The sequence below is a fragment of the Nitrobacter sp. TKz-YC01 genome, from assembly GCF_047824785.1.
In the GTDB taxonomy this organism is placed as follows: Bacteria; Pseudomonadota; Alphaproteobacteria; order Rhizobiales; family Xanthobacteraceae; genus Nitrobacter.
In genome coordinates this window covers 2,939,859-2,957,495 of sequence record NZ_CP181167.1, presented here as the reverse complement: position 1 = coordinate 2,957,495, position 17,637 = coordinate 2,939,859, and the positions used below count along the sequence as shown (strand labels likewise).

Genomic DNA, 17,637 nt, shown 5'->3' with positions numbered 1-17,637 from the left:
AACGCGTCGTTACAAAAATCGAAAATTCATTCCGCCAAAACTGCTATAATCAAAACGGCTATAATTTGTGATGGATCATGATGCGCCGCGGCAGGGCGCGAATAGTGTCTAAGCTGTTCGACGATATTAGTATATAGCTGTTCACGAAAAGCTGATCAGCAGACGATCGCCGCCGCTTATAGAAACTCTAGAAATACAGAAGCACCGAAGCGCCGGCCGATCATTATCCCGGCCGCGTCATTTTGCCGGGTTGCACCAGCCGGTCGAACTCCGCGGCCGTAACAAAGCCGAGCCGCTGAGCCTCCTCCTTCAATGTTGTGCCGCGCTCATGGGCGGCCTTGGCGACCTTCGCCGCGTTGTCGTAGCCGATCTTCGGTGCGAGCGCGGTGACCAGCATGAGCGAGCGTTGCATCAACTCGCTGATCCGCTGCTCGTCGGCGCGGACGCCCTTGATGCAGTGGTCGGTGAATGAGCGCGTGGCGTCGGCGAGCAATCGTATGGAATCGATCATGCAGTAAGCCAGGACCGGCTTGTAGACGTTGAGCTCGAAATGTCCCTGACTGCCGGCCACGGTCATGGTCGTGTGATTTCCGAACACCCGACAGCAGACCATGGTGATCGCTTCGCACTGAGTGGGGTTGACCTTCCCCGGCATGATGGACGATCCGGGTTCGTTCTCGGGAAGGATCAGTTCGCCGAGACCGGATCGAGGTCCGGATCCCAGAAAGCGGATATCGTTCGCGATCTTGAACAGACCCGTTGCGACGGCGTTGATCGCGCCGTGAACGAAAACATAGGCGTCGTTTGAAGCGAGGGCCTCAAACTTGTTGGGAGCGCTCTTGAAAGGGAGTTTTGCGAGCAGAGCTGCGTTCCTCGCAAACAGTTTTGCAAATTTTGGCTTCGCGTTGAGCCCGGTCCCCACCGCGGTTCCACCTTGCGCCAGCGGATAGAGGTCGTTCAGCGCCGTGCGAAGCCGCGCCAGACCGCTCTCGATCTGCGCCGCATAGCCGGAGAATTCCTGGCCGAGCGTCAGCGGAGTTGCATCCTGGGTATGCGTCCGTCCTATCTTGACGATATGCGCGAACGCCTTTTCCTTCTCGCGCAGCGTCTTGAGCAGGGCGGCCAGCGCGGGGACGAGATCGGACACGATGCCGTGAGCCGCCGCGATATGCATCGCCGTTGGAAACGTATCGTTCGACGACTGGCTCATGTTGACGTGGTCGTTCGGATGAACAGGATTCTTGTCGCCGAGCCTGCCGCCGAGCAGCTCGTTGGCGCGGTTGGCGATGACCTCGTTGAGGTTCATGTTGGTCTGCGTGCCCGATCCCGTCTGCCAGACCACGAGCGGAAAATGATCATCGAGCTTGCCCTCGATCACTTCGCGCGCCGCGTGAATGATTGCTTTCGCGCGCCGGCGGTCGAGCAGGCCAAGCTCCTGATTGGTTTGCGCCGCCGCCAGCTTGACGATGCCGAGCGCTTTGATCAGCGGCATCGGCATCCGGTCCTCGCCAATGCAGAAGTTCTGCCGGCTGCGTTCGGTCTGGGCTCCCCAGTAGCGGTCGGCCTGAACTTCGATGGCGCCGAAGCTGTCGGTCTCCGTGCGCGTTTTCGCCGTGCGTGATGACGTAGCCATGGCTCAGTCCGTTATGTTCATGTCGCGGCCGGACGCAGCCCCCATCCTCACCCCCTTGAAAGGAAGATCAGGCGCAGGCAACCCTGTTACTTCTTGCGGAAGCGGTCCAGTCTGACAACCTCGGCACCCTGGCCAGGTTTGGGTTTGTCCTCGGTTTCGGCCGCTGCGGGCTGGGAAGGATCAGCCGGAACGGCCAGCGCCGCCGGGGAGGGCGCGGTCGATGGCTCGCTCGCGTTGCTCTCGGTCCCGGCTGTCTCCGCCTGGGCTTCCGCTGTCTCAGCCGGCTCAAACTGCAATCCGAACTGCACCGATGGGTCGAAGAAGCTCTTGATCGCGCTGAAGGGAACCACGAGGCGCTCCGGCACGCCGCCGAACGACAGGCCGACCTCGAAGTGGTCATCAGTGACTATCAGATCCCAGAACTGATGCTGGAGGATGATGGTCATCTCCTCGGGATACTGCGCCAGAAGACGGGGTGATATCGTCACGCCATCGGCCTTCGACTTGAAGGTAATGAAAAAGTGGTGCTCGCCCGGCAGGCCGCGCTCGGCGGCGTCTGTCAGCACGCGGCGCAGGACACCGCGCATGGCGTCGGTTGTCAGCAAATCGTAGCGAATGTGATCGGTTGCCATCGATTGGGTCTCGTCACCTCGGCAGAGTCGCGCAAATCGCCGCGAGTGTCTGAGGCCGACTCGCACCGCCCGCCGATGATACTCCTGCGATCTTGCCGGGTCAGCAGCGGTTGGGGGCGGCCGGTAAATTTCTCGTCGCCAGTTGGTTGGAGTGGTGAACGGATAAAGGTGGAGGCTTCTGTTGCCAGGTGCCTCCGGACCCCGCCTGACGGAGCTTAACCCGTCAGGACTTCAGAAGTGGTCTTTCAAACTGCGTTACGCAGCCTGAGCAACCGGAGCATAGTTGTCGTTTGCAACTATTGCATAGCCCGATAACGGCGGAACCATACCGGGAAAAAGCGAGCCCTTTACGCCCTCGTCGATCCTGTTTCGCCCCCGCCGGAACCCGAATCAGCCATGTTCGGGCTCTGGTGGAGGCGCCGGGTACTGCCCCCGGGTCCGAATGGTTTATTACGGCGGCCATTTATTTCCATAGCCGGCGAACCGGCGTCCTCAATATAGACCGCACGGTGCGAGGAAAAAAGGGTGTCTGACGGCACATTTTCCGCCGCGGTGATCAGTTTTCGGGGCATAAAGGGAGCGTGGCTGTCAGCCCGCCCGATCCGGCGCTGGAGCGTGATCCGATCAGGTTGAATCGGACTATGATCCGGAGATCATGATCCGGTCGCATTTTCTTGCGGCGAAGAGATCATCCGCTTCGCCGGAAAATGTTCTAAGCTCATCGCCCGAGAGCGCCGCTAGTGGAGTGAATTTGACATTCGCGACCCATTCGGCGGCGCGTCGCGGATGCGAATGTCAAATTCAAAACTCCACTAGGAGCTTATATTTGCTAGTGGTCCTTCGATTCTAACATTCGCAAGAAGGCACGCTGAAACGGGATGCGAATGTTAGAATCGGACCACTAGTATGAATCAGTATCACGATCTGCTCGAACGAATTCTTGGTGAGGGGACGGAGAAGCATGACCGTACCGGCACCGGAACGCTGTCCGTCTTCGGGCACCAGATGCGCTTCGATCTCGCCTCGGGCTTCCCGATGTTGACCACCAAGAAGCTTCCCCTCAGGTCGATCGTGCATGAACTGCTCTGGTTCCTGAGGGGGGAGACCAACATCAAGTATCTGAAAGACAACGGGGTCTCGATCTGGGACGAGTGGGCTGACGCAAATGGCGATCTCGGCCCGGTATACGGCTCGCAATGGCGTTCGTGGCCCGCGCCGGACGGTCGCGGCATCGACCAGATAGCCGACGTCATTGACCTGATTCAGCGTAATCCCGACTCGCGGCGGCTGATCGTCAGCGCGTGGAATCCCGCCGATGTCGACAGGATGGCGCTGCCGCCGTGCCATTGCCTGTTTCAGTTCTATGTCGCCAGCGGGAAGCTGTCATGCCAGCTTTATCAGCGCTCGGCCGACGTGTTCCTCGGCGTACCCTTCAATATCGCGTCCTATTCGCTGCTGACGATGATGGTCGCGCAGGTCACCGGGCTCAAGCCGGGCGACTTCGTCCACAGCCTGGGCGACGCGCATCTCTATACCAATCACCTCGAACAGGCCCGGCTTCAACTGTCGCGCCCGACGCGGCCGCTGCCGACGATGACGATCAACCCCGAGGTGAAGGATATCTTCGCGTTCCGCTACGAGGATTTCAAACTCGAGAACTACGATCCCCATCCGCACATCAAGGCCGAGGTCTCGGTATGACCGGGACCGCCCCCCAGCGTCCGGAAATAATCCTGGTGGTCGCGGTTGCCGGGAACGGCGTCATCGGTCAGCGTAATGGAATCCCGTGGCGGCTGAGAGCCGATCTGCAGCGTTTCAAGGCGATCACCATCGGCAAGCCGATCGTGATGGGCCGCAAAACCTTCGACTCATTGCGCCGGCCGCTGCCGGGACGCACCAACATCGTCATTACCCGCGATCCGGACTTTACCGCGGCCGGAGCGTTGGTGACGCGATCGCTGGCGGACGCGCTCGTCATCGCAAAGGGGGACGCCTTGCGTCGTTCAGTGGCGGAGATCGCGGTGATCGGCGGGGCCGAAATCTATACCGCGTCCATGCCTGTAGCCGATCGCCTCGAAGTGACCGAGGTTCATGCCGCAGTCGATGGCGACACTATTTTTCCGCCGATCGATCCGTCAGTATGGGACGAAATCGCGCGCTGCCGATACAAGGCCGCCGCCGGTGACACCGCGGATTATTCTTATGTGACATATCGCCGTCGCATCCATCATTAACCGCATTTCATGATGTTTGCATTGACATTTATCTGATCGAATATAGCTCCTTGCAGCCAGCAAGCCGCGTTGTAAGGGCCGGAAGCGTCCCCTATAAGGTCGAATAGACAGAGCGAGGCTAGGCCTTGCAAGGCCCATCCGCGCGGAGGAGAGTGTCGATGCCGTGGAAGAATCAAACCGGGGGCCCATGGGGTCCGGGCCCGAAAGGGCCTTGGGGAGCCGGCCCGCAGCCGACTGGGCCCAAGCCACCGGATCTTGAGGATCTGTTGCGTCGCGCTCAGGAGCGTATCCGGCAACTGTTGCCGGGGGGGCATCTGAGCGGCATGGGAATTTTGCTGATCCTGATCGGAGCGGTGGCGATCTGGGGCATGTCCGGCTTTTTCCGCGTGCAATCCGAAGAACTCGGCGCGGTGCTGCGGTTCGGCAAGCATGTGCGAACCGTGCAGCCGGGCCTCAATTATCATCTGCCATATCCGATCGAGACCGTGTTGCTGCCCAAGGCGCTGCGCGTCTCGACCCTCAATATCGGTTTGACGCTGGTTCAGGACTCGGCCCGCAGCACCAGCACGATGCGTGATGTGCCGGAGGAAAGCCTGATGCTGACGGGCGACGAAAACATCGTCGACGTCGATTTCACCGTGTTGTGGCGGATCAAGCCGGACGGGGTCGGTGACTTCCTGTTCAACATCCAGAATCCGGAAGGCACCGTCAAAGCGGTGGCCGAAAGCGCCATGCGCGAGTGGGTCGGACGTTCGGATATTCAGCCGATTCTGACCTCCGAGCGAACCAAGATCGAAGCGTCGGTCCACGAACTGATGCAGAAGACCCTGGATCAATATGGAGCGGGGGTTCTGATTCAGCAGGTGCAGATGCAGAAGGTCGACCCGCCCGCTCAGGTCATCGACTCCTTCCGCGACGTGCAGGCCGCCCGTGCCGACCTCGAACGACTGCAGAACGAAGCCCAGACTTACGCCAATCGTGTCGTTCCCGATTCACGAGGCCGGGCGGCGCAGATCGTGCAGAATGCCCAGGGTTATAGGGAACAGGCCATCGCCGAAGCCAAGGGTCAGAGTTCGCGTTTCCTGCAGGTCTACCAGGCTTACAAGGAGGCGCCCGACGTGACGCGCGAACGCATCTACCTGGAGACCATGGAGCATGTGCTCGGCGACGCGGATAAGCTCGTCTACGATCCGGGATCATCGTCTTCCGGGGGGATTGTGCCTTACCTGCCGTTGAGCGAATTGACATCGCGGCGTAGCGGCTCGACGGCGAACCAGCCGGCCAGGACGGATGGGGGTGCCCGATGAAAACCGGAGTTTTAGGGATCGCCGCGCTACTGGTTGGACTGGCCCTGCTGGTGGTGGGGTACAGTTCGGTTTTCACCGTGAGCCAGACCGAACAGGTGTTGCTGGTGCGACTGGGCGAGCCGGTACGCGTCGTCACCGAGCCGGGATTGCATTTCAAGGCGCCGTTCGTTGATTCCGTCATCGAAATCGATAAACGAATTCTGGACCTTGAGCAGGCGTCGCAGGAAGTCATCGCGTCGGATCAGAAGCGGCTCGTCGTCGATGCGTTCGCGCGTTATCGCATCAAGGATGCGCTGCGTTTCTACCAAAGCGTGGGCTCCGTTCAGGTCGCCAACATCCAGCTGACGACATTGCTCAACGCGTCGCTGCGCCGGGTTCTCGGTGAGGTGACATTCATTCAGGTGGTGCGGGATGAGCGTGAGATGCTGATGGCCCGCATCCGCGATCAACTCGACAAGGAGGCCAGCGGATACGGCATCTCCGTGGTCGATGTCCGGATCCGGCGCGCCGACCTGCCGGAACAGAACAGCCAGGCGATCTATCAGCGGATGCAGACCGAGCGACAGCGGGAAGCCGCCGAATTCCGCGCCCAGGGCGGTCAGAAGGCGCAGGAAATCCGGGCCAAGGCCGATCGGGAGGCGACCGTCATCGTCGCCGAGGCCAACTCGGCGGCGGAGCGGATTCGTGGTCAGGGTGATGGCGAGCGCAACAGGCTTTTCGCCCAGGCCTACAATCAGGATCCGGCGTTCTTTGCATTCTATCGGTCAATGAGCGCCTATCAGAACGGGTTGAAGAGCTCCGATACGCGTTTCCTGCTAAAGCCGGACTCCGATTTCTTCCGTTTCTTCGGAAGTATCGGTGGCCGGTCGGCTGCATCCGCACCGAAGCCGTAGGCCTGAAATCGCGATGCCAGAGTCTGATCCAACTGCGTTGAATCAGACTCTGGCCTTAATTTTTGATCGAGCATGATCTTATCCGAAAACCGGTTTCCACTTTTCGGGATCATGCTCTGGGAGACGCCGTTCGATGGGTTCCATCGCCTTCGCCGATTTTCTGATCGGTCTTGGGATTCTTTTCATGTTTGAAGGCATCCTGTTCGCCGCGGCTCCGCAGTGGGCGCGGCGGGCGATGGAAAGCGCGCTGGCTGCTCCGGAGAACGTTTTGCGGATGGCCGGAATCGGGTCGGCCATCGCGGGCCTCATCCTGATCTGGTTGGTCAGGCGTTAGAACATCGGACCCGAAAGTGGGAACCGGTTTCGGGATAAATCCGATGCTCAATCAACTAACTGGAGCGGCGGCGCTGATTCCATTTGACCGGCGGCCGCGTTAGCGGAACAGGCCTTCGTGACTGTTCCGCGCGTGGGTATCAGATCCCGCAAGCCGTCTGACGGCCGGCGACCCTGTGGACCGGGCCACTGTTCCTGGCCTCTTCGGGACGGGTTCGAAGTGATCAGCAAACGCTGTTTTCACTGCTTGCGCAGGTACGGCGTCCGGCGCAGTGTATGCTAGAGCATTTTCCGGCGAAGTGGATACCGGTTCGCCGCAAGAAAATGCGTTAAAACAATAATCTAGAGCTTTGCTTCTGATTCAATCAGAAGCAAAAACGCTCTAGGCAATATATTTCTCCAGGAGAGATCCGAGACATGGTCCGAGCGATTCAAGCATTGAGTCTTCGCCGGCGTTTCCTTCTGAGCGCGTTTTGCCTCGGCGTCGCGAGCGCCATGATATCCGCGCCGGCGCTGGCCCGCGGCCCCGACGGCATCGCCGACGTGGCGGAAAAGGTGATCGACGCGGTGGTCAATGTCTCGACGACCCAGAAGGTGGAAGCCAAGAGCGGCGAGGGCCGCCGCATGATTCCACAGCTTCCGCCGGGATCACCGTTCGAGGAGTTCTTCGAAGACTTCTTCAAGAATCGCCGTGGCGGCAAGAGTGACGGCCTGCAAACGCACAAGACAAACTCGCTCGGCTCCGGATTCATCGTCGATGCCGCCGGAATTGTGGTCACCAATAATCACGTCATCGCCGATTCCGACGAGATCAACGTCATTCTGAATGACGGCACCAAGATCAAGGCCGAGACCGTCGGGGTCGACAAGAAAACCGATCTTGCGGTGCTGAAGTTCAAGCCGCCGCATCCGCTGACGGCCGTCAAGTTCGGCGATTCCGACAAGTTGCGGCTCGGCGAGTGGGTGATCGCGATCGGCAATCCTTTCAGTCTGGGCGGCTCCGTTTCCGCCGGCATCGTCTCGGCGCGCAACCGCGACATCAATAACGGTCCGTACGACAGCTATATCCAGACCGACGCCGCCATCAATCGCGGCAATTCCGGCGGCCCGCTGTTCAACCTTGAGGGCGAGGTCGTGGGAGTGAATACGCTGATCATCTCGCCGTCCGGCGGCTCGATCGGTATCGGTTTCGCGGTGCCGTCGAAGACGGTAGCGGGCGTCGTCGATCAACTGCGGAAATTCGGCGAGTTGCGTCGCGGCTGGCTCGGCGTCCGCATTCAGCAGGTGACCGACGAAATCGCCGACAGCCTCAATATCAAACCGGCTCGCGGAGCGCTGGTTGCCGGTGTGGAGGATAAGGGGCCGGCCAAGCCTGCCGGCATCGAACCCGGCGATGTCGTTATCGCGTTCGACGGCAAGGACATCAAGGAGCCGAAAGATCTGTCGCGCATGGTCGCCGATACGGCGGTGGGCAAGACCGTCAGCGTCGTGGTCATCCGCAAGGGCAAGGAAGAGACCAAGAAGGTTACGCTGGGACGTCTCGACGACAGCGACAAGGCCATACCCGTCTCGATCAAGACCAAGCCGGAAGACGACGACAAGCCCGTCACGCAAAAAGCGCTCGGCCTCGATCTCGCCACGCTGAGCAAGGACCTGCGGACGCGCTACAAGATCAAGGACAGCGTCAAGGGCGTCATCATCACCGATGTGGACGCGGATTCCGACGCCGCGGAGAAGCGGCTCAGCGCCGGCGACGTCATCGTCGAGGTGGCGCAGGAAGCCGTGAACAGCGCGCCCGATATCCGCAAGCGCATCGACCAGTTGAAAAAGGACGGCAAGAAGGCGGTGCTGCTGATGGTGTCCAACGGCGCCGGCGAACTGCGGTTCGTGGCGCTGAGCCTGAAGTAGGCGACGACCTATATCGTCGGTGTTTCGTCATGGCCGGATGTGAGCCGGCCATCGGCGTCTTGTGTCGCCGCCATGGCGAAAGACGTGGATCACCGGGACAAACGCGGTGATGACGGCCGGTTTGCAATATCTGGTCCAAACCTAAGCGCTGACAAACTCGTCGCGCCTGTACCCCTGCGCATACAGCAGGGCGGTGAGATCGCCATGGTCGATACGGGCGGCGGCCGCTGCGGCAACCGCGGGTTTGGCGTGATAGGCGACGCCCAGGCCCGCCTGCTGGATCATGCCGAGATCGTTGGCGCCGTCGCCCACCGCCAGCGTATCCAGCGCGTCGAGACCGGAGGCATCTCGCAGTTCGATCAGCGTCGCGAGTTTGGCCTCGCGGCCGACGATCGGCTCCGCGGCCGTGCCTGACAGTTTTCCGTTTTCGACCAGCAGCGTGTTGCCGCGATTTTCGTGAAAGCCGATCAGCGCGGCCACCGCCTCGGTGAACAGCGTGAAGCCGCCGGAGATCAGGCAGGTGTAGGCGCCGTTGGCGCGCATGGTCATGACCAGTTCGCGTCCGCCCGGCGTCGGTGTGATGCGTTCTGCCAGCACCTCGTCGACCACGGATACGGGAAGCCCCTTGAGCAACGCCACGCGTTCGCGCAGCGCCGCCTCAAATTGCATTTCGCCGCGCATGGCGCGCTCGGTGATCGCCGCGACATGCGCCTTGAGGCCGGCGAAATCGGCGAGTTCGTCGATGCACTCCTGACCGATCATGGTGGAATCCATGTCGGCCAGAAACAGCTTCTTGCGTCGGCCGATCCGGGGCTGGACCACTACGTCGATCGGCAGATCGCCGCGCGCCTCACGCAGGCGCTGTGTGATGGCCGGTATGGAGTCGGTGCTTTCGAAGGGAATGTCGGCCGCGACCTCGTCCCACAGCCAGTGCGCCGGACCGGCATTGTCCAGAATTGCGCGCGCGCCGTCCAGCACCGTGCTATCGAGCGCGGGGTTGGCCGGATTGCAGATCAGCGTGGCGACAAGCGACATGGGCGGGTTGAACCGTGATGAGGGGGCGGAGGCGACGGACGCCGTGCTTATCGCAGGGCCGACCGCGAGCGGCAAGTCCGCGCTGGCGCTATCGCTTGCCGAGCAGACTGGTGGCGTCGTCATCAATACCGACTCCATGCAGGTCTATCGCGATCTCCGCGTCCTGACCGCGCGCCCGACGCTTGATGAGGAGGCGCGCGCGCCGCACCGGCTTTACGGCCACGTCGATGCGGGCGTGAACTACTCCGCCGGACGGTGGGTGGCCGATGCGACCGCTGTTCTCAGCGAAGCGCTCGCAGAAAACCGGCTGCCGATTTTTGTCGGCGGCTCCGGTCTCTACTTCAAGGCGCTGACGCGCGGCCTGTCGGCGGTGCCACCGATTCCACCGCAGGTGCGCGACGACGTCCGCGCGCGTCTCGAACGGGACGGGGCCGAGGCGCTTCATGCGGTTCTTGCCCGGTGTGATCCTGAGGCGGCGCAACGTCTGAGACCGCGCGATCGCTCCCGCGTCGCCCGCGCGCTTGAAGTCGTCGAGGCGACCGGACGCTCGCTGACCGACTGGCATCGCGATGGCTTGCCGCCTTTGCTGCCGCCCCGCCGCGTGAAGGCAGTGTTCCTGGCTCCGGAGCGTGATGCGCTCTACGCGCGGATCGACGCCCGTTTCGGGGCGATGCTGTCGGCGGGAGCGCTGGACGAGGTCGCGGCGCTGGCGGAACGGCAACTTGATCCGCTTCTGCCGGCGATGAAGGCGCATGGCGTACCGGCGCTGATCCGGCATCTGCGCGGCGAGATATCCCTGGAGCGGGCGGCCGAGATCGGCCGCGCCGACACGCGCCATTACGCCAAACGGCAATTCACCTGGTTTCGTCATCAGTTGCCGGAGTTCATCTGGGCCGCTCCGGAGGAAGCAAGACAGGCATTGGAGAAAGCCGAAGCGTCATAGCTCCGGGCCGATCAGGCGATGGCGCAGTCCGGATTTCCCTACTCCCAAACACTGAAATCAGCATTATTTTGCATCGAAACACCGTTGACGGGTGTAAATCCGCCCCGTATAACCCGCGCAACCTTTGCGAAAGTTGGCGACGAAATGCGTAATTTTGTTACCAAAAGTCTTGTTCCGGTGATCGTCGTTCCCGGGAGCGCTGCCCGGGGCGGCTGAGCCGTTCCAATCCAGGGGCGGTGCGCCGGGCCCTTCAGAGGGCCTTTTTTCTTATCCGTGACGGTGGCAAGCCTACGCCAGAACTGCGAAGCCGGAGTCGACCATGAGCCAAAACAAACATCAGGATTCCAATCAGATGACCGGTGCGGCCATGATCGTTCGCGCCCTCGTCGATCATGGCGTCAAGCACATTTTCGGCTATCCGGGCGGCGCCGTGCTCCCGATCTATGACGAGATTTTTCAGCAGAGCGATATCGAGCATGTCCTGGTGCGACATGAGCAAGGCGCGGGCCACGCAGCGGAAGGCTATGCCCGCTCCACCGGCAAGCCCGGGGTGGCGCTCGTGACCTCGGGGCCGGGTGCGACCAATATGGTGACGCCGCTGGCCGACGCGCTGATGGATTCGATCCCGCTGGTCTGCATCACCGGCCAGGTGCCGACGCACCTGATCGGCAACGATGCGTTCCAGGAGTGCGACACCGTCGGCATCACCAGGCCCTGCACAAAGCACAACTGGCTGGTGCGCGATATCAAGGACCTGCCGAAGGTGCTGCACGAGGCGTTCTATGTCGCGACCTCCGGCCGTCCCGGGCCGGTCGTGGTCGACGTGCCGAAGGATCTGCAATTCGCGACCGGCACCTACACGCCGCCGCGCAAATCGGACGTTCATGCCTCATACAAGCCGCAGATCAAAGGCGATGCGGGGCAGATTCGCAAGGCTGTCGCACTGTTGCTGAACGCCAAGCGGCCGGTGATCTATACCGGCGGCGGCATCATCAATTCGGGCCGTGAGGCGTCGAAGACGCTGCGCGCGCTGGTCGAAGCCACCGGTTTTCCGGTTACGTCGACTTTGATGGGACTGGGAGCCTATCCGGCCTCCGGCAAGAACTGGCTTGGAATGCTCGGCATGCACGGCACTTACGAGGCCAACATGGCGATGCATGACTGCGACGTCATGCTGTGCATCGGGGCGCGCTTCGACGATCGCATAACGGGTCGCACCGATGCGTTCTCGCCGGGATCCAAGAAGATTCACATCGATATCGACCCTTCCTCGATCAACAAGAACATCCGCGTCGACGTGCCGATCATCGGCGACGCCGGCAGCGTGATGGCCGACCTGTTGCAGGCGTTCAAGGCGGAAGGCAAGACGCCCAGGATCGATCCGTGGTGGTTCGAGATCGGACGCTGGCGGGCGCGCAATTCGCTGGCCTACAAGAAGAACGACGATGTGATCCTGCCGCAGTTCGCGATCCAGCGGCTGTTCGAGGCGACGCGAGGCCGGGACACCTACATCACCACCGAAGTCGGCCAGCATCAGATGTGGGCCGCGCAGTTCTTCGGTTTCGAGGAGCCGCACCGCCTGATGACTTCAGGTGGCCTCGGCACCATGGGCTACGGTTTGCCGGCCGCGCTGGGCGTGCAGGTCGCCCATCGTGACAGCCTCGTGATCGATATCGCGGGCGACGCCTCGGTGCAGATGACCATGCAGGAGATGTCGACGGCGGTTCAGCACGATCTTCCGATCAAGATATTCATCCTCAACAACCAGTACATGGGCATGGTGAGGCAATGGCAGCAGTTGCTGCACGGCAATCGGCTGTCGCACTCGTATTCCGAGGCGCTACCCGATTTCGTCAAGCTCGCCGATGCTTTCGGCTGCGTTGGCCTGCAGGCGACCAAGCCCTCCGATCTCGACGCCGCGATCGCCGAAATGATCGCGGTGAAGAAGCCGGTGCTGTTCGACTGTCGTGTCGCCGCGCTGGAAAACTGTTTTCCGATGATCCCGTCCGGCAAGGCGCATAACGAGATGCTTTTGCCCGCGGAAGCCAATGACGATGCGACCACGGCCGCCTTTGCCGGTGGCAAGGCGCTAGTGTGAGAACCGGAAGCCGCCATGGCCGGGCATAGCCGTTCGAGGAACGGCGTTCTAGAGCATCGGACCCGAAAGTGGGAACCGGTTTCGGGATAAATCCGATGCTCAATCAATTAACTGGAGCGGCGGCGCTGGTTCCATTTGACCGGCCGCCGCTCTAAAGAAGCCTATGTCCCGGCCGTCCACGGCTTCCTTTGAGACGAAACAACGTTCAAGACGTGGATGCCGGCGCAAGGCCGGGTATGACGAGATGGATTCGCAGGACCGCCAATGAACCAGCCCGCTTCCGCCTATTTCCTCGAAGAGCGCCGCGATCCGAAGGAGACGCACACGCTGTCGGTGCTGGTCGCCAACGAGCCGGGGGTGCTGGCGCGGGTGATCGGCCTGTTCTCGGGTCGCGGCTACAATATCGAAAGCCTTACGGTGTCGGAGACCGAGAGCAAGAAGCACGTCTCGCGCATCACCATCGTCACCACCGGCACCCCGATGGTGATCCAGCAGATCAAGCACCAGCTCGATCGCATGATTCCCGTCTATCAGGTCGTCGATATGACGCTCACCGGGCGCTCCATCGAGCGTGAGCTAGCCATGGTCAAGGTCAAGGGGGCGGGGGACCAGCGTATCGAGGCGATGCGGCTCGCGGAGGTGTTTCGGGCCCGCGTGGTGGATGCCACCAATGAGAGTTTCGTGTTCGAGATCACGGGCGGCACCTCGAAGATCAATCAGTTCGTCGACCTGATGCGGCCGATCGGTCTGGTGGAAGTGTCGCGAACCGGCGTCGCGGCGATCGGGCGCGGGCCGGAAGGGATGTAAGCCCATGCTGGCCTATGCCTCCTGCCTTCGCGGCCTCGTCCTGTTCACCTAACTCCCGGACGACCGATGACGTCTTGCCATCACCCGGGCGTTGCGGCGGACTTGTCTCCCGGCATCCGTGGCCCTAAAAACCGGGCGCAACTCTTTCGGGCTGCGTGCTCGCGCCATCCGCGAATGTGATCTGGCCGATTGTGGCCGCAAAAGAGGAACAGCCATGCGTGTTTATTACGATCGTGACGCCGACCTGAACCTGATCAAGGGAAAGAAGGTGGTCATCGTCGGTTATGGCAGCCAGGGCCATGCCCATGCGCTGAACCTGAAGGATTCCGGCGTCAAGGAGATCGCGATCGCGCTGCGCAAGGGCTCCGCTTCCGCCAAGAAGGCCGAAGGCGCGGGCTTCAAGGTGATGGAAGTCGCCGAAGCCGCGAAGTGGGGCGACCTTGTCATGATGCTGACGCCTGACGAGCTGCAGGGCGACATCTACCGCGAGCATCTGCACGACAACATGAAGAAGGGCGCGGCGCTCATCTTCGCGCATGGACTCAACGTGCATTTCAACCTGCTGGAACCGCGAGCCGATCTCGACGTCTTGATGATCGCGCCAAAGGGCCCCGGCCATACCGTGCGCGCGGAGTATCAGCGCGGCGGCGGCGTGCCTTGCCTGATCGCAGTCGCCAGGGATTCCTCGGGCAACGCGCAGGATCTTGGTCTCAGCTACGCCTCGGCGATCGGTGGCGGCCGCGCGGGCATCATCGAGACCACCTTCAGGGAGGAGTGCGAGACCGATCTGTTCGGCGAACAGGCGGTGCTTTGCGGCGGTCTGGTCGAGTTGATCAAGAACGGCTTCGAGACGCTGGTGGAAGCCGGCTATGCGCCGGAGATGGCCTATTTCGAGTGCCTGCACGAGGTGAAGCTGATCGTGGACCTGATCTACGAAGGCGGCATCGCCAATATGAACTACTCGATCTCCAATACCGCTGAATACGGCGAGTATGTCACCGGCCCGCGCATCGTGACCGCGGAGACCAAGAAGGAGATGAAGCGCGTGCTCGACGATATTCAGTCCGGCAAGTTTGCTCGCGACTGGATGCTGGAGAACAAGGTCAACCAGACCTCGTTCAAGGCGACCCGCGCACGGCTCGCCGCCCATCCGATCGAGGAGGTCGGCGCAAGACTTCGCGACATGATGCCGTGGATCAAGAAGGCCGCCATGGTCGACAAGGCGAAGAACTGAAGGCTTCTTCCTTCACCTCTCCCCGCCGGGGAGAGGTCGGCACGGAGTGCCGGGTGAGGGGCTAGCAACGATATTGACGTCGCACGCCCTCACCCCAACCCTCTCCCCACGGGAGAGGGAGTTCGCCGTGTTCGACGGAGCGGTTCCGTTAAAATGTAAATCGCTCTAGTTTCCTATCTGCGTCCACAGCCACCGCGCCACGGTTGCCGGTGAGCCGTCCGTATCACTGTCGCTGGCGCGGAAGTTGGCCTCGCGCATGGCGGCGATGTCGATCCTGCCAAGCAGAGGCTGAAGCGCGGCGCGCAGCTTTGCGTCGTTGGCGCGCCTTGGTGACAGCAGCACGATCGCATCATAGGGCGGAATCGCGTGTCTGATATCGTCAAGCACGGTCAGGCCGTATTTGGCGATCAGGCCGTCGCTGGTGTAGCCCGCGATCACGTCGACTTCGCCGGACGCGACGGCGGCATACATGAAATCCGACTGTATCTGCCGCCGCTCGCGAAACGATAATCCGTAAGCCTTTTTCAGAGCCGTCCATTCAGGCCGGACGAAGAATTCGTAGTCGCCGGCGATCGACATGCTGCCGGCATGGGCGGCAAGATCGGAGATCGTATGAATGCCCAGCGCGTCGGCCCGTGCTTTTGGCATGAGCAACGCGTAGGCATTTTCGAATCCGAGTTCGCCAAGCAGCGTGATGTTCCGCCGTGCCAATATCGCCTCAAGCTCGGAGAGTAATTCCTGGCGCGGCTTGGTGTCCGTCATATGGAACTGGTTGGCCCACAGCGTGCCGGAGTAATCGACGTAGACATCGATGTCGTCGTTCGCCAGCGCGTCGAAAATGACGTTGGAGCCGAGCCCTTCGCGGGTCGCCGCCGGAAGACCCGCGGCTTGCAGCCGGTGCGAGATCAGCGCGGCGAGCACATATTGTTCGGTGAAGGTCTTGGCGCCGACGATGGTGGTGGATTTCGCGCGGGTCAGAGCGGGCGCCAACGTGGCCGCGGCGAGGACCACGATGCCGACAAGGCCGAGTGACACGCGGATGCGGCGCCGCATCCGCAGGCCGGATTCGATCAGCGCCAGCAGCTGATCCACGACCAGCGCGAGCGCTGCCGCGGCGATGCAGCCGAACAGCACGAACACCCAGTTTTGCGTCTGCAGCCCGGCGAAGATGTAGTTGCCGAGACTGGTCTGGCCGATCGGCGTGGAGAGCGTCGCGGTGCCGATCACCCAGACCGCGGCGGTGCGGATGCCCGCCATGATCATCGGCAGCGCGAGCGGAAGCTCGACCATGGCGAGGGACTGCCGCGCCGTCATGCCGACCCCTCGGGCCGCTTCCGTCAATGCGTGATCGATCCCCTGAAGGCCGGTGATGGTGTTGCGCAGCACCGGAAGCATCGAATAGAGCGCCAGCGCCAGCACCGAAGGCAGGAATCCGAACGCGGAGAAGCCGAAGCCGAACCATTGCGATGTCAGTATCGCCAGCGCCAGGAGAAGCGGATAGAACAACGCCAGCAGCGCCAGCCCCGGCATGGTCTGCACGATGCTTGCAAAACCGAGAAGCACGCTGCGCAGCATCGGCCGGTTGCGGGCGGCCAGCGCCAGCGGGAAGCTGATCACGAGGCCCAGCGCCAGCGCCGTTATGCTGACGCGGACGTGGTTGCCGAGATAGTCCGGCAGGCGAGCGAGCGCTTCGCTCCAGCGCGGATCGAACAGCAGGCTCATGACGCGATGTTCTGCGAGAGCGCGGCCCGAAGCCGCTCGGCCTGGCGGCGCGGCGTGCCGAGCAGTTCGCCGACATAAGGGTTGTCGATACGGGACAGTTCTTTCGCCGTCCCCTGGGCAATCAGGCGACCTTCGTGCATGACCGCGACGCGATCCGCGAGCAGCAGCGCTTCGGTCATGTCATGGGTGATCATGACGGTGGTGAGGCCGAGCCTGGCATGCAGCGCGCGGTAGTCGTTGCCGAGCGCGTCACGCGTCACCGGGTCGAGCGCGCCGAAGGGTTCGTCCATCAGGACGATGCGCGGCTTCGCGGCGAGCGCGCGCGCAACGCCGACGCGCTGGCGCTGGCCGCCGGAAAGTTCATGCGGAAAGCGGTCGCGGTGCTGCGCGCGGTCGAGCTGCACCAGATCGAGCAGTTCGTCGACCCGCGCGGCGATTTCGGATTTCGGTGTCCCGAGCAGGCGGGGCGTGATGCCGATATTGGCCGCGATGCTCATATGAGGAAACAGGCCGCCGCTCTGGAACACATAGCCGATCCGGCGGCGCAGCCCGATCGCGTCGATTCCGGCGATATCCTCTCCCGCGACGGTGATCGTACCAGCGTCGGGATCGATCAGGCGATTGGCGAGCCGCAGCAGCGTGGTCTTGCCGGAGCCGGAGCCGCCAACAACGGCAAGGAATTCGCCCGCCGCGATATCGAACGAGATGTCGTTCACGGCTCTCACATGGTTGCCGCCAAAGCTTTTGACGACATGTGAAAACGCGATCAGCGGTGAGGTTTCGCTCATGCCTTTCGGGGGGTATCACACGGTCGCCGTTGCACCAAGCCTGCCGAAGGAACCAGGTCCGGCAGGATCG

15 protein-coding genes and 1 other RNA gene are annotated in these 17,637 nt (G+C 61.9%); 10 read left to right on the top strand and 6 right to left on the bottom strand.

The annotated features are described in order from the left end of the window. Positions 1-223 precede the first annotated feature (223 nt). From fumC to ssrA, 3 genes are all read right to left on the bottom strand, one after another. The gene (gene fumC, locus ACMYR2_RS14080; protein ID WP_347265334.1) at positions 224-1,633 is read right to left on the bottom strand and encodes a class II fumarate hydratase; all 1,410 of its coding nucleotides are present in this window, start codon (positions 1,631-1,633) and stop codon (positions 224-226) included. An 86-nt stretch (positions 1,634-1,719) separates the two neighbouring features. Further along, complete coding sequence (locus ACMYR2_RS14075) at positions 1,720-2,265, bottom strand: SspB family protein (protein ID WP_347265335.1); 546 nt, start codon at positions 2,263-2,265, stop codon at positions 1,720-1,722. A 167-nt stretch (positions 2,266-2,432) separates the two neighbouring features. Beyond that, positions 2,433-2,792, bottom strand: a transfer-messenger RNA (tmRNA) gene (gene ssrA / locus ACMYR2_RS14070). A gap of 379 nt (positions 2,793-3,171) precedes the next feature. Here ssrA and ACMYR2_RS14065 point away from each other — a divergent pair. The 6 genes from ACMYR2_RS14065 to ACMYR2_RS14040 all read left to right on the top strand — a co-directional run bounded on the left by ACMYR2_RS14065 (position 3,172) and on the right by ACMYR2_RS14040 (position 8,940). Beyond that, complete coding sequence (locus tag ACMYR2_RS14065) at positions 3,172-3,966, top strand: thymidylate synthase (RefSeq protein WP_416193176.1); 795 nt, start codon at positions 3,172-3,174, stop codon at positions 3,964-3,966. Further along, entirely contained in the window at positions 3,963-4,499 is a 537-nt protein-coding gene (locus ACMYR2_RS14060) for a dihydrofolate reductase (RefSeq protein ID WP_347264634.1), read from the top strand. Before ACMYR2_RS14065 ends, ACMYR2_RS14060 begins: the two co-directional genes overlap by 4 nt. A 158-nt stretch (positions 4,500-4,657) precedes the next feature. Continuing rightward, a complete protein-coding gene (gene hflK / locus ACMYR2_RS14055; protein ID WP_347264633.1) occupies positions 4,658-5,806 on the top strand; it encodes an FtsH protease activity modulator HflK in 1,149 nt (382 codons plus the stop codon). After that, the gene (locus ACMYR2_RS14050; RefSeq protein ID WP_347264632.1) at positions 5,803-6,699 is read left to right on the top strand and encodes a protease modulator HflC; all 897 of its coding nucleotides are present in this window, start codon (positions 5,803-5,805) and stop codon (positions 6,697-6,699) included. The genes hflK and ACMYR2_RS14050 overlap by 4 nt, the downstream gene beginning before the upstream one ends. Positions 6,700-6,832: 133 nt before the next feature. After that, the gene (locus ACMYR2_RS14045; protein WP_347264631.1) at positions 6,833-7,033 is read left to right on the top strand and encodes a DUF2065 domain-containing protein; all 201 of its coding nucleotides are present in this window, start codon (positions 6,833-6,835) and stop codon (positions 7,031-7,033) included. Between the two features lie 416 nt (positions 7,034-7,449). Next, positions 7,450-8,940 carry a Do family serine endopeptidase gene (locus ACMYR2_RS14040; RefSeq protein WP_416193175.1) on the top strand — a complete coding sequence of 497 codons (1,491 nt, stop codon included), beginning with the start codon at positions 7,450-7,452 and terminating at the stop codon, positions 8,938-8,940. A 141-nt stretch (positions 8,941-9,081) separates the two neighbouring features. Here ACMYR2_RS14040 and serB read toward each other — a convergent pair whose 3' ends face one another. Continuing rightward, complete coding sequence (gene serB, locus ACMYR2_RS14035) at positions 9,082-9,975, bottom strand: phosphoserine phosphatase SerB (protein ID WP_416193174.1); 894 nt, start codon at positions 9,973-9,975, stop codon at positions 9,082-9,084. Here serB and miaA point away from each other — a divergent pair. The 4 genes from miaA to ilvC all read left to right on the top strand — a co-directional run bounded on the left by miaA (position 9,974) and on the right by ilvC (position 15,057). After that, the gene (gene miaA / locus ACMYR2_RS14030; protein ID WP_347264636.1) at positions 9,974-10,918 is read left to right on the top strand and encodes a tRNA (adenosine(37)-N6)-dimethylallyltransferase MiaA; all 945 of its coding nucleotides are present in this window, start codon (positions 9,974-9,976) and stop codon (positions 10,916-10,918) included. The genes serB and miaA overlap by 2 nt on opposite strands. Before the next feature lie 319 nt (positions 10,919-11,237). After that, positions 11,238-13,016, top strand: a complete 1,779-nt coding sequence (locus ACMYR2_RS14025; RefSeq protein ID WP_347264628.1) for an acetolactate synthase 3 large subunit — start codon at positions 11,238-11,240, stop codon at positions 13,014-13,016. A 264-nt stretch (positions 13,017-13,280) separates the two neighbouring features. Continuing rightward, the gene (gene ilvN, locus ACMYR2_RS14020) at positions 13,281-13,823 is read left to right on the top strand and encodes an acetolactate synthase small subunit (protein ID WP_011315560.1); all 543 of its coding nucleotides are present in this window, start codon (positions 13,281-13,283) and stop codon (positions 13,821-13,823) included. 214 nt (positions 13,824-14,037) lie between these two features. Next, positions 14,038-15,057: a ketol-acid reductoisomerase gene (gene ilvC / locus ACMYR2_RS14015; RefSeq protein ID WP_347264627.1), complete on the top strand. Its 1,020-nt coding sequence runs from the start codon at positions 14,038-14,040 to the stop codon at positions 15,055-15,057. A 165-nt stretch (positions 15,058-15,222) separates the two neighbouring features. Here the strand turns inward: ilvC and ACMYR2_RS14010 are convergent, their stop codons facing one another. Both ACMYR2_RS14010 and ACMYR2_RS14005 read right to left on the bottom strand, forming a co-directional pair. After that, a complete protein-coding gene (locus ACMYR2_RS14010; protein WP_347264635.1) occupies positions 15,223-16,779 on the bottom strand; it encodes an ABC transporter permease/substrate-binding protein in 1,557 nt (518 codons plus the stop codon). Beyond that, positions 16,776-17,567 (bottom strand): ATP-binding cassette domain-containing protein, encoded by a 792-nt coding sequence (locus tag ACMYR2_RS14005; RefSeq protein WP_416193173.1) that lies wholly within the window; start codon positions 17,565-17,567, stop codon positions 16,776-16,778. The genes ACMYR2_RS14010 and ACMYR2_RS14005 overlap by 4 nt, the downstream gene beginning before the upstream one ends. Positions 17,568-17,637: the final 70 nt, after the last annotated feature.

Coding starts and splice junctions, on each gene's coding strand:
- fumC (WP_347265334.1), bottom strand. CDS start 1,633: ATGGCTACGTCATCACGCACGGCGAAAACGCGCACGGAGACCGACAGC.
- ACMYR2_RS14075 (WP_347265335.1), bottom strand. CDS start 2,265: ATGGCAACCGATCACATTCGCTACGATTTGCTGACAACCGACGCCATG.
- ACMYR2_RS14065 (WP_416193176.1), top strand. CDS start 3,172: ATGAATCAGTATCACGATCTGCTCGAACGAATTCTTGGTGAGGGGACG.
- ACMYR2_RS14060 (WP_347264634.1), top strand. CDS start 3,963: ATGACCGGGACCGCCCCCCAGCGTCCGGAAATAATCCTGGTGGTCGCG.
- hflK (WP_347264633.1), top strand. CDS start 4,658: ATGCCGTGGAAGAATCAAACCGGGGGCCCATGGGGTCCGGGCCCGAAA.
- ACMYR2_RS14050 (WP_347264632.1), top strand. CDS start 5,803: ATGAAAACCGGAGTTTTAGGGATCGCCGCGCTACTGGTTGGACTGGCC.
- ACMYR2_RS14045 (WP_347264631.1), top strand. CDS start 6,833: ATGGGTTCCATCGCCTTCGCCGATTTTCTGATCGGTCTTGGGATTCTT.
- ACMYR2_RS14040 (WP_416193175.1), top strand. CDS start 7,450: ATGGTCCGAGCGATTCAAGCATTGAGTCTTCGCCGGCGTTTCCTTCTG.
- miaA (WP_347264636.1), top strand. CDS start 9,974: ATGGGCGGGTTGAACCGTGATGAGGGGGCGGAGGCGACGGACGCCGTG.
- serB (WP_416193174.1), bottom strand. CDS start 9,975: ATGTCGCTTGTCGCCACGCTGATCTGCAATCCGGCCAACCCCGCGCTC.
- ACMYR2_RS14025 (WP_347264628.1), top strand. CDS start 11,238: ATGAGCCAAAACAAACATCAGGATTCCAATCAGATGACCGGTGCGGCC.
- ilvN (WP_011315560.1), top strand. CDS start 13,281: ATGAACCAGCCCGCTTCCGCCTATTTCCTCGAAGAGCGCCGCGATCCG.
- ilvC (WP_347264627.1), top strand. CDS start 14,038: ATGCGTGTTTATTACGATCGTGACGCCGACCTGAACCTGATCAAGGGA.
- ACMYR2_RS14010 (WP_347264635.1), bottom strand. CDS start 16,779: ATGAGCCTGCTGTTCGATCCGCGCTGGAGCGAAGCGCTCGCTCGCCTG.
- ACMYR2_RS14005 (WP_416193173.1), bottom strand. CDS start 17,567: ATGAGCGAAACCTCACCGCTGATCGCGTTTTCACATGTCGTCAAAAGC.